Genomic DNA, 12,744 nt, shown 5'->3' on the forward strand with positions numbered 1-12,744 from the left:
CGGCGAGGCTGCGGCTGAGGCTGGAGCGCCGGGCGCTTCGGAGCCGCGCTGGGGCGCGGTCGTCGTCGCCGCCGGCCGCGGCACGCGGATGGGCACGGCCGAGAGCAAGCAGTTTCTCGAGCTCGGCGGCAAGCCGCTGCTGATCCATTCGCTGGAGCTGCTGCAGGGGATGGACGAGGTCGCCGAGATCGTGCTCGTGACCGGAGCTTCGGATGTGGAGCGGTGCCGCGACTGGTGCCGCTCCTATCGCTTGTCCAAGGTGGCGGCGGTGCTGGAGGGCGGCAGCGAGCGGCAGCACAGCGTGCGGCTCGGACTGCGCGGTCTCGGGACGGAGTGGGCGCTCGTCCACGACGGGGTGCGGCCGCTCGTCACCGCTGCCGCCGTGCGGGCCTGCCTGCGACGGGCCGAGCAGACGGGAGCGGCCGTGCTGGCCGTGCCGGTCAAGGACACGATCAAGCAGGCGGACGAGCACGGAGTCATCGTCGCCACGCCGGACCGAAGCAGCTTGTGGGCGATCCAGACGCCGCAGGCTTTTCGCCGTGTCCGGCTGCTGGAGGCCCATGAGCAGGCGCTTGCGAGCGGCTTTCTCGGCACGGACGACGCGATGGCGGTAGAGCGGCTCGGCGATCCGGTGTCGGTCGTCGAGGGCGAATATACGAACATCAAGATCACGACGCCGGAGGATCTCCCGTACGCGGAGTTCCTGCTGGCGCGGCGGGAGAGGGGAGCGGAATCATGATTCGGATCGGACAAGGCTTTGACGTGCATCAGCTGGTGGAGGGACGTCCGTGCATCATCGGCGGCGTGACGATTCCGTTCGAAAAGGGGCTGCTCGGCCACTCCGACGCGGACGTGCTGCTGCATACGGTGGCGGACGCGCTGCTCGGCGCGCTTGCGCTCGGCGACATCGGCAAGCATTTTCCCGACACGGACCCCGCGTTCAAGGACGCGGACAGCCTGAAGCTGCTAGAGCAGGTGTGGGGGCTGATCAAGGAGCGGGGCTGGCGCCTCGGCAACCTCGACTGCACGATCATCGCCCAGGCGCCCAAGATGGCGCCGCATATTCCGGCGATGGTCGAGATCATCGCGCGCGCGCTCGAGGCGCAGCCGGATCAAGTCAACGTCAAGGCGACGACGACCGAGAAGCTCGGCTTCCCCGGACGCGGCGAGGGCATCGCCGCGCAGGCGGTTGTCTGCCTCGTGCAGGGTGTGCTATGATGGCACTTATTTTAAGAGGCTGAACGAAAAGGGGAAACCGACATGGCACAAAACGAAGTCCGCGTCCGCTACGCGCCGTCGCCGACGGGACATCTGCATATCGGCAACGCGCGCACCGCGCTGTTCAACTACCTGTACGCCCGCCGCCACGGCGGCAAGTTCATCGTGCGCATCGAGGATACGGACGTCAAGCGCAACGTGGCCGGCGGCGAGGAGAGCCAGCTCAAGTTCATGGCCTGGCTCGGCATTACCTGGGATGAGAGCGTCGATGTCGGCGGCGGCTATGGCCCGTATCGGCAGACGGAGCGGCTCGACATCTACCGCGAATACTGGCAGGACCTGCTGGACCGCGGCCTGGCGTACCGCTGCTACTGCACCGAGCAGGAGCTCGAGCAGGAGCGCGAGGAGCAGGCCGCGCGCGGCGAGACGCCGCGCTACTCGGGCCGCCACCGCGACCTGACGCCGGAGCAGCAGGCCGCCTTCGAGGCGGAAGGCCGCGTGGCGAGCATCCGCTTCCGCGTGCCGGAGAACCGGACCTACGAGTGGAACGATATGGTCAAAGGCACGATCCGCATCGACACGAGCGAGACGGGCGACTTCGTCATCGTCAAGAAGGACGGCATTCCGACGTACAACTTCGCGGTGGCGGTCGACGACCATCGGATGAAGATCTCCCATGTGCTGCGGGGCGAGGACCATATCTCCAACACGCCGCGCCAGCTCATGATCTACGAGGCGCTCGGCTGGGAGCCGCCGCTGTTCGCGCACATGACGCTGATCGTCAACGAGCAGCGCAAGAAGCTGAGCAAGCGCGACGAGTCGATCATCCAGTTCATCGAGCAGTACGAGCAGCTCGGCTACTTGCCGGAGACGCTGTTCAACTTCATCGCGCTGCTCGGCTGGTCGCCGGAGGGCGAGCAGGAGCTGTTCACGCGCGAGCAGCTCGTCGAGGCGTTCGACGCCGACCGGCTGAGCAAGAGCCCGGCGGTATTCGACACGAACAAGCTCGCCTGGATGAACGGCGAATACATCAAGCAGCTCGAGCTGCCGCGTCTCGTCGACCTGTGCCTGCCGCATCTGCAGCAGGCGGGCCGCGTCAGCGCCGAGCCGGACGCGCGCGAGCGCGAGTGGGCGGCCGACCTGATCGCCCTGTACCGCGAGAAGCTGCGCTGGGGCGCGGAGATCGTGCCGCTGACCGAGCTGTTCTTCCTCGAATCGTACGAGGACGAGGCGGAGGCGCGCGAGGTGCTGGCGGAGGAGACGGTGCCGCAGGTGCTGTCGGCGTTCCTCGCGGGCATCCAGACGATCGAGCCGGAGGCTTGGAGCGAGGAGGGCGTCAAGGCGCTCATCAAGTCCGTGCAGAAGGAGACCGGCTGCAAGGGCAAGGCGCTGTTCATGCCGATCCGCGCCGCCGTCACCGGCCAGACGCACGGTCCGGACCTGAACCGCACGATCGTGCTGCTCGGACGCGGCAAAGTGGAAAGCCGCCTGCGCGCGCGCCTGCAGGGCTGAGCCCGGAGCGGGCACCTTGCGCTTTGCCGCTTATGGAGTATACTAAAGGTAATTCAAGCACCGATACCGACCGGCTTTGAACAGGATCGGATCGCCATGCCCGGGATTGCAGAGAGGACCTCCGCCATGCAGCCGGCCCGCCCGTTTTCGCGGCGCCGCCGAGTGCAGCGGCGGCTGCGAGAGGTCCATCCCGGCGGCGAATCCGCTGCACCTGCGAGCCTTGCTCCGAGCCCGCTCCCTGCGGTCCGCCACGCGGCCGACACAGGCGAGCCGGGGGTAGGCGGCAACGTCCGGCCTTCGTTACAGGCCCGAGAGTCAGGATTGTCCGCGCCGCGGACGGTTCTGAACCGCAGAGTGGAACCGCGCCATCGACGCCTCTGCAGCCCTTGGGCTGCAGAGGCTTTTTTTCATCCTGACGCACGTCCTGTCGTCAAGGCTGAAGGGGGGCTAGAGACATGATTCGCCACATCAAATCCGATATTCGGGCCGTATTCGACAACGATCCCGCCGCGCGCAGCATTTTCGAGGTCGTCTTCACGTACTCGGGCCTGCACGCGATCTGGGCGCATCGGATCGCGCACGCGCTGTTCAAGCGCCGGCTGTTCACGCTGGCGCGCATCGTCTCGCAGGTGAGCCGGTTCATGACCGGCATCGAGATCCATCCCGGCGCCCGCGTCGGCGACCGGCTGTTCATCGACCACGGCATGGGCGTGGTCATCGGGGAAACCTGCGAGATCGGCGACGATGTCGTCATTTACCAGGGGGTCACGCTCGGGGGCACGGGCAAGGAGAAGGGCAAGCGCCATCCGACGATCGGCAGCAACGTCGTCATCGGCTCCGGCGCGAAGGTGCTCGGCTCGTTCCGGGTCGGCGACAACTGCAACATCGGGTCCAACTCGGTCGTGCTGAGAGAGGTGCCGGACAACAGCACCGTCGTCGGCAACCCCGGGCGCATCGTCAAGCGCAACGGCCTCAAGGTCGGGGATCGGCTGGACCATGCGAAGCTGCCCGATCCGGTCATCGAGATGTTCCGAAGCATGCAGAACGAGATCAATCTCCTGAGGACGCAAGTGAGCGAGCTGCGCGAGAGCGCGGCGGAGCGGGACGTCCGGGAGCATCATGAGCGGCAGGTCAGGCTGCCGGTAGGCGGAGGGGAGCAGCAGCGATGAGTCTGCAGATCTACAATACGATGAGCCGGAGGCAGGAAGAGTTCATCTCCCAGCAGCCGGGTAAAGTAAAGATGTACGTGTGCGGCCCGACCGTATACGACTATATCCATATCGGCAACGCGCGTCCGGCGATTTTTTTCGACGTCGTTCGCCGCTACCTGGAGGCGGTCGGCTATGAGGTCGACTACCTCGTCAACTTCACCGATGTCGACGACAAGCTGATCCGCAAGGCGGAGCAGCTCGGCACGACGGTGCCGGAGGTGGCCGAGCGCTTCATCGAGGCGTTCTACGAGGACACGGAGCGGCTGGGCGTACGCCGGGCGACGCGCAATCCGCGCGTCATGGAGCATATTCCGCAGATCGTCGCCTTCATCGGCGAGCTGGTCGACAAGGGCGCGGCATACCCGAGCGGCGGCGACGTCTATTTCCGCACCAAGTCGTTCGCCGCATACGGCCAGCTGTCCCATCAAAACCTCGAGGAGCTGCAGCTCGGCATCCGCATCGGCATCGACGAGCGCAAGGAGGACCCGCAGGACTTCGTGCTCTGGAAAGGCGCCAAGCCCGGCGAGATCAGCTGGGAAAGCCCTTGGGGAGCGGGACGGCCGGGCTGGCATATCGAGTGCTCGGCGATGGCCCGCGAATATTTGGGCGATACGCTGGACATCCACGGCGGCGGCCATGACTTGCAGTTCCCGCATCACGAATGCGAGTGCGCGCAGTCGGAGTCGCTGACGGGAAAGCCGCTGTCGCATTATTGGATGCACAACGGATTCATCAACATCGACAATCAGAAAATGTCGAAGTCGCTCGGCAACGGCATCACCGTGAACGAGCTGCTGAAGCGCATCAAGCCGGAGGCGATCCGCTACTTCATGCTGTCGGGCCATTACCGCGCGCCGCTCAACTTCAGCGACGACACGGTGGAGCAGGCGCTCGGCAGCGTGGTGCGCATCGCCAACTGCCGCGTCAACCTGGAGCATCGGCTCGGCGCCGTCGATCCGGACGGCTCCGGCGCAGCAGGCTGGCATGCGCGGCTGGACGCGCCGGTCGGCGCGCTGCGCTATGAGCCGCAGACGGGAGACGAGCCGTTCGACGGCCGGCTGCGGGGACTGCGCGACCGCTTCGCCGCCAAGCTGGACGACGACTTCAACACGCCGGACGCGATCACGGTCTGGTTCGAGCTCGTCGCCGAGGCGAATGCGCTGCTCAAGCTGCCGGTCGCCCCGGCCCCGGCGCTGCGCGCGCTGCTCGGCCTGATGGACGTCATGGACGGCGTGCTCGGCCTGCTGCCGCGGGCGGACGAGGCGGCGGGACTGCTGGACGCCGAGGTCGACGCGCTCATCGCCGAGCGCACGCAGGCGCGCGCGGACAAGAACTGGAAGCGCGCGGACGAGATCCGCGATCTGCTGGCGGAGCAGGGCATCCTGCTGGAGGATACGCCGCAGGGCATCCGATGGCGGCGCAAATGAGCGGCGGCATCGATCCGAAGGCGGCCGGCGCCGCTCCGCTCGGTGAGCAGACGTTCCAGCCGCTGTCTTATGAGGCGCCTTCCAAGCGGCCCGAGCTGCTGAACCCCGTCGTGCTCGCCTATGCCGGCGATGCGGTGTTCGAGCTGCTCGTCCGCCAGCATCTCGTCGCCGGAGACCGGCTCAAGCCGCAGCAGCTGCATCGCGCCGCGACCGGCATCGTCTCGGCCAAGGCGCAGCGCCGCTGGCTCGAGCTGTGGGCGCCGATGCTCGACGAGGAGGAGCAGGACATCGTGCGCCGCGCGCGCAACGCCAAGTCCGGCCAGCCTCCGCGCAACGCCGATCCTCACGACTATCGCCTGGCCACCGCCCTCGAAGGGCTGGTCGGCTATCTATACTATCAAGGCCGGACCGAGAGGCTCCGGGAATTGATGGCGGCCGTGTTCGCAGCGCTCGAGGCGGACCGCCAAAAGGAGAACATGAATGAGCACTGACAAACCGAATCAAGAAACCGAGCCGGCGCAGGACTGGATCGCCGGCAAGCACCCTGTGCTCGAGGCGCTCCGCTCCGGGCGCGAGCTCAACAAGATCTGGATCGCCGATACGGTGCAGAAGCCGTCGGTCGGTCCGATTCTCGCCGAAGCGAAAAACGCCGGCATCGTCGTACAGTTCGTCGACAAGCGCCGGCTCGACCAGCTTGGCCTCGGCGTCGCGCATCAGGGCGTCGTCGCCCAGGCGGCGGCGTACCGCTACGCGGAGGTGGACGAGCTGCTCTCGCGGGCCAAGGGGAGCGGCCGACCGCCGCTGCTGCTCATCCTCGACGAGATCGAGGACCCTCACAACCTGGGCTCGATCCTCCGTACGGCCGAATGCACGGGCGTGCACGGCGTCATCATTCCGAAGCGCCGCTCCGCCGGCCTGACCGCGACCGTGTGGAAGACCTCGGCCGGAGCGGCCGAGCATGTGCCGGTGGCGCGCGTGACCAACCTGGCGCAGACGATCGAGACGCTCAAGGAGGAGGGCATCTGGATCGCGGGCGCGGACGTCAGCGCGAGCCAGGACGTGTACCGGACCGACTTCAACCTGCCGCTCGCGCTCGTCATCGGCAACGAGGCGAAGGGCATGGGACGCCTCATCCGGGAGAAATGCGACTTCCTCGTGAAGCTGCCGATGCTCGGCCAGCTCAATTCCCTCAACGCCTCCGTCGCCGCCGGCGTGCTGATGTACGAGGTCGTGCGGCAGCGCGGGAGCGTCTAGTCCGCCGTGGCACGGCAGCCGGACGTCCTGCTGGTGGACGGCTACAACATCATCGGCGCCTGGCCGGAGCTGGAGCGCCTCAAGGAAGCGAACCTCGAGGAAGCGAGGGAGCGGCTGCTCCATCTGCTCGCCGATTACCAGGGCTTCACCGGCATGGAAGTTTATGTCGTGTTCGACGCCCATCAGGTGGCAGGCAGCCGTTCCGCCTACAAGCAGCATAAGATCACGGTCGTCTTCACCAAGGAAAAGGAGACGGCTGACGAATGCATCGAGCGCTTGTCCGGGGAGCTGCGCAAGCGCAGCCGGAGCATCTACGTCGCGACGTCGGACTCCGTCGAGCAGCATGTCGCCTTCGGCAAGGGCGCTCTCCGGCTGTCCGCGCGGGAGCTGCAGCTGGAGCTCGACCAGAACCGGCGGCAGATCGCCCGCTCGCTGAAGGACGATACGCCCAAAAGCCGCAATACGATCGACGGAAACCTCAGCCTGGACGCCCGGATGAAGCTCGAACGGATGAGGCGCGGAGAGTGACAATCGTCATTGCGTTAAAAACATGTAAATAAAATTGCCGCGGAGATAGCGGTTTCAATCCATTCGAGCCCGATTCCAACCACTTTTATCCATTATAGAACGCTCGTTTGCGTTGACGATGTCAAGAGACGTCTTGTATACTTGGCTTATTCTTTTTTGGGAAATATGACCGCCATCAAATGCTACCAATAGACTAGCTGTGCACGCTTTGCAGGCCGGAGGGATTGTTTGTGAGCATCGACCTCAGAGAATGGAGTACGCATGATTATGACTGCCGAACGGATGAGGACGTCGTCGAGGCGGTGCGCATAGGCGACAGCGAAGCGCTGGAATACCTGATCAACAAGTACCGGAACTTTGTCCGGGCCAAAGCCCGCTCGTACTTCCTCATCGGCGCCGACCGGGAGGATATCGTGCAGGAGGGCATGATCGGACTCTACAAGTCGATCCGCGACTTCCGCGGGGACAAGCTCGCTTCCTTCAAGGCGTTCGCCGAGCTGTGCATCACCCGGCAGATCATTACGGCCATCAAGACCGCGACCCGCCAGAAGCATATCCCGCTCAACTCCTATGTTTCTCTGGACAAGCCCATCTACGACGAGGATTCCGACCGTACGCTGCTGGACGTCATCTGCGGCACGCGGGTCAGCGATCCGGAGGAGCTCCTCATCAATCAGGAGGAGTTCGTCGGGCTGGAGGACAAGATGTCCGAGATTCTCAGCGATCTCGAGCGCAAGGTGCTCATGCTGTATCTCGACGGACGCTCGTACCAGGAGATCGCCGTCGATCTGGACCGTCACGTCAAGTCCATCGACAACGCCCTTCAACGGGTGAAGCGCAAGCTGGAGAAGTACTTGGAGCTGCGCGACGTCAGCATCTGAACCGCCGGCCCTCGAGCCGGCACGACCCTGCGGGGTCTTTTTTTGTTATAGAATTCTATGAGACTGTCGATACTGGTACGGCGAGGAACAGCTGCGGGCGGATTCGGAAGACCCGATGCTTTCATTTTCCGGTCCCGGAGCGAGCGCGGGCGAGAGGCGACTTCGCGCGCGCGGCGCGGCTTCCCGGCGCTGCCGGCCCCTAGGAATTGCGTTGACATGCAAGAATCCCGTATGATAAGGTACTTAGAGTGACTCGGATCAGGCCTGAGGCCTCTTTGAGTCCGTTCGCACGTTGTGCGGCATTCATTTATGCGATCGGGAGGTGACTTTAATGCGGGTTATCATTACCCTGGCTTGCACGAGCTGCAAGCAGCGGAATTACACCAACACCAAGAACAAGCGTAATCACCCCGACCGTATGGAGATGAGGAAGTTCTGCAAGTTCTGCAATGAACACACTCCTCACCGCGAGACAAGATAGTCATGGAGGTGGGACCAGATGGCTTTTCTTGCAAGGATCAAGCAGAACTTCGGGTCAACATTCGGTTTCTTCGCAGACAGCTGGGCTGAGCTTAAGAAAGTACGCTGGCCAAACCGTAAAGAGTTGACAAGCTATACGCTCGTCGTGCTCGTGACGATCGTGTTTGTGACGATTTACTTTTGGCTTCTTGACATCGGGATCTCGTCATTGGTTGAACTGATCGTTTAAGAAGGGTCCAAAGGTGGATTGGAATGGAAAAACGATGGTATGTGGTTCATACTTACTCGGGCTATGAGAACAAGGTGAAGGCCAACCTCGAGCGCCGCGTCGAATCCATGGGCATGGAGGACAAGATCTTCCGCGTGCTTGTTCCGATGGAAGAAGAGATCGTGAACAAGGACGGCAAGAAGAAGACCGTCATGCGCAAAGTCTACCCGGGCTACGTCCTGGTAGAGATGATCCAGACCGACGATTCGTGGTATGTCGTCCGCAATACGCCCGGCGTAACGGGATTCGTAGGCTCGACCGGATCCGGCTCCAAGCCGACGGCGCTGCTTCCTGAGGAAGTGGACGCGATCCTCAACCATATGGGGATGTCGGAACCGAAGCCGAAGATGGAGTTCGAGCTCAAGGAAACCGTGCGCGTGACCGTGGGTCCGTTCGCCAATTTTGTCGGAGTCATCGAAGAGATTCAGCTCGACAAAAACAAGCTCAAGGTGCATGTGAACATGTTCGGACGGGAAACCCCGGTTGAACTTGACTACACGCAGGTCGAGAAGGTATAATGAACCGGTTGTTTCCGGCTTTCCAGGGGTTCTCTGGAGGTCGGGGCGCGAGCGATCGCGCAGCGTTATAGTTGGATCGCAGGAGGTGTAACTCATGGCAAAAAAGGTCATCAAGCTGGTCAAGCTGCAAGTTCCGGCAGGCAAAGCCAACCCGGCTCCGCCAATCGGTCCTGCACTCGGTCAAGCAGGCGTCAACATCATGGCGTTCTGTAAGGAATTCAACGCGCGTACGGCGGATCAAGCCGGCCTGATCATTCCGGTCGTCATCACCGTATTCGAAGACCGTTCCTTCACGTTCGAGACGAAGACTCCTCCAGCTGCCGTACTGCTCCGCGTAGCAGCAGGCATCGAGAAGGGCTCCGGCGAGCCGAACAAGAAGAAGGTCGCTACGGTCAACCGTTCCAAGGTTCGCGAGATCGCGGAACAAAAAATGCAGGATCTCAACGCTGCATCCGTAGAAGCTGCAATGCGCATGGTCGAAGGTACCGCCCGCAGCATGGGCGTCACGATCGTCGACTAATCGCGTCCGGCGATCTCGGATCGCCGCCCTGAGCGGAACGATCGGTTTCGCTGTGGGAGGAGCGCCTGCTAGCAGCGCGTTCCGCTACTTACCACACAAGGAGGAAGTTCAACATGGCCAAGCATGGCAAGAAGTACCTGGAAGCCGCCAAGCTGATCGACAGCGAAGCGACTTACGAGCCGGCCGAAGCGATCGAGCTCGTGAAAAAAGCTGCAACCGCCAAATTCGACGAGTCCGTCGAAGTGGCAGTCCGCCTGGGCGTAGACCCGCGGAAACAAGACCAGGCCGTACGCGGTGTCGTCGTACTTCCGCACGGTACCGGCAAAACGAAGCGCGTCCTCGTATTCGCCAAAGGCGACAAAGCGAAGGAAGCCGAAGCTGCAGGCGCTGACTATGTCGGCGATGCGGACATGATCAACAAAATCCAGCAAGGCTGGTTCGAATTCGATGTCTGCGTGGCTACGCCTGACATGATGGCCGAAGTCGGAAAGCTCGGACGGATCCTCGGCGGCAAGGGCCTCATGCCTAACCCGAAAGCCGGTACGGTAACGTTCGACGTGACGAAGGCTGTTCAGGAGATCAAAGCCGGTAAGATCGAATACCGCCTTGACCGTGCAGGTCAAATCCATGCTCCAATCGGCAAGGTATCGTTCGATGCGGGAAAGCTGAACGAGAACCTCAAAGCGCTGCTTGACGCGCTGAACCGTGCGAAGCCGGCTTCGGCCAAAGGGGTTTACCTGAAAAACATCGCGGTATCTTCGACGATGGGACCTGGCGCTCGCGTCAACGTGTCCAACTTCCGCTAAGAGCTGCGATTCCAACTTCAGAACACGCATGCCTAAGACAGTAGGCGCCCTCCGGGCTTAATCTCCTACCGAGGTGTTATGATAAACGTTTCTCGGAAACGGACCATCATGGCCTTCGCTGTCTTGGCGGAGGCCTTTATTCATGCCCGGCATGATGAAGGTCGACCGATCGAAGGATGCACGAGATATTACTACGGGAGGTGTACACCAAAATGGCAAATGCAAAAGTAATCGAGTCCAAGCAGCAGCAGGTGGAAGAGATCTCCTCCAAGCTGAAAGCTAGCACGACGACGGTTGTGGCTGACTACCGCGGACTGAACGTGGCTCAAGTAACGGAACTGCGCAAGCAGCTTCGCGAAGCGGGCATCGAGTTCCAGGTTCTCAAAAACTCCCTCGTCCGCCGTGCGACGGAATCGGCTGAAATGGCCGCGCTGAACGAAGTTCTGACGGGCCCGACGGCAATCGCCTTCGGCGGCGACGACGTTGTCGCTCCGGCCAAGATTCTCAACGACTTCGCCAAAAAGAACGACGCCCTGAAACTGAAAGGCGGCGTGCTCGAAGGCCAAGTCGTAGGCGCGGACCAAATCAAGGCGCTGGCTGAGCTTCCGTCCCGCGACGGTCTCCTGTCCATGCTCCTCAGCGTCCTCCAAGCTCCTATGCGCAACTTTGCCCTCGCGGTCAAAGCAGTCGCAGAAAAGCAAGAGGCGGAAGCGTAAGCGAACGCAAATGCAAGCCGGCTTAGCCGGAATCGGATAGACCCAAAAAAATAAAACCCCAATGGAGGTTCACCCATGAGCAAAGAGCAAATTCTTGAAGCCATCAAAGGCATGAACGTTCTGGAACTGAACGATCTCGTTAAAGCAATCGAAGAAGAATTCGGCGTAACGGCTGCTGCACCTACGGTTGTAGCTGCTGGCGGCGGCGCTGCAGAAGTTGCCGAGCAATCCGAATTCGACGTTATCCTGACGAGCGCAGGCGCTTCCAAAATCAACGTCATCAAAGTCGTTCGCGAACTGACGGGCCTGGGCCTGAAAGAAGCGAAAGAAGTCGTTGACAACGCTCCAAAAGCAATCAAAGAAAAAGTATCCAAAGAAGACGCTGAAGCCGTTAAAGCGAAGCTTGAAGAAGCTGGCGCTGCGGTAGAAGTGAAGTAATAGCTGCCCCCGCGCAGCACGGAACCCCTTGGAACCTTTCCGGCTCCAAGGGGTTCTCTTTCTAATTAACGCGAAGGGAGCCATCCGGCATGGCGGAGCACTACTATTCCAAAACGCCCGATGCCAAGGAAAATCGGCAGCAGCATCAGACGACGCTGCGCGGCTTTTCGTTCCGGTTCTGGACGGACAACGGCGTGTTTTCCAAAGGGGGCATCGATTACGGGAGCCGCTTTCTCATCGAACAGATGCAGATCGGAGAAGCGGACCGGGTGCTGGACGTCGGCTGCGGCTATGGGCCGATCGGACTGACTGCCGCCCGGCTTGCGCCGAAGGGACAAGCGGTGCTGCTCGACATCAACGAGCGGGCGGTCGAGCTGGCGCGGGAAAATGCACGCAGCAATGAAATTGCGAACGTCGACATCCGGCAAAGCGATTTATACGAAGCGGCAGCCGGCTTGGAAAAGTTCGATGTCATCTTGACGAACCCGCCGATTCGCGCGGGCAAGGCGGTCGTGCACCGTATTTTCGAAGAAGGGGCGGAGCTGCTGAAGCCCGGCGGAAGCATGTGGGTCGTCATTCAGAAAAAACAGGGAGCCCCGTCGGCGGAAGCCAAGCTGCAGCAGCTTTTCGGCAAAGTCGTCGAGATCGGCAAGGACAAAGGCTTCCGCATTTTCAAGGCGATCAAGGGCTGACAGGCGCAAGCAGAAAGCGCGTGACTTGAAAAGAGACCCTATTCTCATTTTTCTTGACTCGCCCAAACGGTTGTGTTAATATTATAAAATGTCAGCATTAAAATAGGCGGAATCTCTTTAGTCCGCTAAAATGTCAAGAATTTTTTATTTGATGCCGCGCGCATACAAATCTGGTTTTTGACGTATAATGTTTAGATTTTGGGCAAAATTACATGATAGGAGACCGTCTCTCCTGCGGTGGCTCATCCGTGGAGAGGCCGAGGTTCCAGGCCGGA

At 61.7% G+C, this 12,744-nt stretch carries 17 protein-coding genes and 1 other annotated feature; all 17 genes read left to right on the top strand.

All coding sequences use genetic code 11. From position 1 onward, the window contains the following. The first annotated feature begins 88 nt into the window (after positions 1-88). The 17 genes from ispD (at position 89) to B8V81_RS12580 (ending at position 12,469) form a co-directional block, all read left to right on the top strand. On the top strand, positions 89-739 hold the full coding sequence (gene ispD, locus B8V81_RS12500; protein ID WP_052333087.1) for a 2-C-methyl-D-erythritol 4-phosphate cytidylyltransferase: 651 nt from the start codon (positions 89-91) through the stop codon (positions 737-739). Further along, entirely contained in the window at positions 736-1,218 is a 483-nt protein-coding gene (ispF, locus tag B8V81_RS12505; protein ID WP_028598178.1) for a 2-C-methyl-D-erythritol 2,4-cyclodiphosphate synthase, read from the top strand. The genes ispD and ispF overlap by 4 nt, the downstream gene beginning before the upstream one ends. 42 nt (positions 1,219-1,260) lie before the next feature. After that, entirely contained in the window at positions 1,261-2,730 is a 1,470-nt protein-coding gene (gene gltX, locus B8V81_RS12510; RefSeq protein WP_028598179.1) for a glutamate--tRNA ligase, read from the top strand. 455 nt (positions 2,731-3,185) lie between these two features. Then, positions 3,186-3,899, top strand: a complete 714-nt coding sequence (gene cysE / locus B8V81_RS12515; RefSeq protein ID WP_052333082.1) for a serine O-acetyltransferase — start codon at positions 3,186-3,188, stop codon at positions 3,897-3,899. After that, complete coding sequence (gene cysS / locus B8V81_RS12520) at positions 3,896-5,368, top strand: cysteine--tRNA ligase (RefSeq protein ID WP_028598180.1); 1,473 nt, start codon at positions 3,896-3,898, stop codon at positions 5,366-5,368. Before cysE ends, cysS begins: the two co-directional genes overlap by 4 nt. Then, the gene (locus tag B8V81_RS12525) at positions 5,353-5,859 is read left to right on the top strand and encodes a Mini-ribonuclease 3 (protein ID WP_084136913.1); all 507 of its coding nucleotides are present in this window, start codon (positions 5,353-5,355) and stop codon (positions 5,857-5,859) included. Before cysS ends, B8V81_RS12525 begins: the two co-directional genes overlap by 16 nt. After that, positions 5,849-6,622: a 23S rRNA (guanosine(2251)-2'-O)-methyltransferase RlmB gene (gene rlmB / locus B8V81_RS12530; RefSeq protein WP_052333083.1), complete on the top strand. Its 774-nt coding sequence runs from the start codon at positions 5,849-5,851 to the stop codon at positions 6,620-6,622. The genes B8V81_RS12525 and rlmB overlap by 11 nt, the downstream gene beginning before the upstream one ends. A gap of 6 nt (positions 6,623-6,628) precedes the next feature. Next, positions 6,629-7,150 carry an NYN domain-containing protein gene (locus B8V81_RS12535; RefSeq protein ID WP_028598182.1) on the top strand — a complete coding sequence of 174 codons (522 nt, stop codon included), beginning with the start codon at positions 6,629-6,631 and terminating at the stop codon, positions 7,148-7,150. Between the two features lie 230 nt (positions 7,151-7,380). After that, positions 7,381-8,031 (top strand): RNA polymerase sporulation sigma factor SigH, encoded by a 651-nt coding sequence (gene sigH / locus B8V81_RS12540; protein ID WP_028598183.1) that lies wholly within the window; start codon positions 7,381-7,383, stop codon positions 8,029-8,031. A gap of 331 nt (positions 8,032-8,362) precedes the next feature. Next, positions 8,363-8,512 (top strand): 50S ribosomal protein L33, encoded by a 150-nt coding sequence (gene rpmG, locus B8V81_RS12545; RefSeq protein ID WP_084136916.1) that lies wholly within the window; start codon positions 8,363-8,365, stop codon positions 8,510-8,512. An 18-nt stretch (positions 8,513-8,530) separates the two neighbouring features. Next, on the top strand, positions 8,531-8,740 hold the full coding sequence (gene secE / locus B8V81_RS12550; protein ID WP_028598184.1) for a preprotein translocase subunit SecE: 210 nt from the start codon (positions 8,531-8,533) through the stop codon (positions 8,738-8,740). Positions 8,741-8,763: 23 nt separating this feature from the next. Further along, positions 8,764-9,297 carry a transcription termination/antitermination protein NusG gene (nusG, locus tag B8V81_RS12555; RefSeq protein ID WP_028598185.1) on the top strand — a complete coding sequence of 178 codons (534 nt, stop codon included), beginning with the start codon at positions 8,764-8,766 and terminating at the stop codon, positions 9,295-9,297. Positions 9,298-9,391: 94 nt separating this feature from the next. After that, complete coding sequence (gene rplK / locus B8V81_RS12560; protein ID WP_021878535.1) at positions 9,392-9,817, top strand: 50S ribosomal protein L11; 426 nt, start codon at positions 9,392-9,394, stop codon at positions 9,815-9,817. Between the two features lie 113 nt (positions 9,818-9,930). Next, positions 9,931-10,623, top strand: coding sequence for a 50S ribosomal protein L1 (rplA, locus tag B8V81_RS12565; RefSeq protein WP_028598186.1), 693 nt, complete (start codon positions 9,931-9,933; stop codon positions 10,621-10,623). Positions 10,624-10,636: 13 nt separating this feature from the next. Continuing rightward, positions 10,637-10,773: a sequence feature (ribosomal protein L10 leader region), on the top strand. A 62-nt stretch (positions 10,774-10,835) separates the two neighbouring features. Further along, a complete protein-coding gene (gene rplJ / locus B8V81_RS12570) occupies positions 10,836-11,339 on the top strand; it encodes a 50S ribosomal protein L10 (protein WP_028598187.1) in 504 nt (167 codons plus the stop codon). 75 nt (positions 11,340-11,414) lie between these two features. Beyond that, positions 11,415-11,777 (top strand): 50S ribosomal protein L7/L12, encoded by a 363-nt coding sequence (gene rplL / locus B8V81_RS12575; RefSeq protein WP_028598188.1) that lies wholly within the window; start codon positions 11,415-11,417, stop codon positions 11,775-11,777. 89 nt (positions 11,778-11,866) lie between these two features. Continuing rightward, positions 11,867-12,469 carry a class I SAM-dependent methyltransferase gene (locus tag B8V81_RS12580; RefSeq protein WP_028598189.1) on the top strand — a complete coding sequence of 201 codons (603 nt, stop codon included), beginning with the start codon at positions 11,867-11,869 and terminating at the stop codon, positions 12,467-12,469. The last annotated feature ends 275 nt before the right edge of the window (positions 12,470-12,744 follow it).

It is taken from the genome of Paenibacillus pasadenensis, assembly GCF_002864175.1.
Lineage (GTDB): Bacteria > Bacillota > Bacilli > Paenibacillales > Paenibacillaceae > Paenibacillus_O > Paenibacillus_O pasadenensis.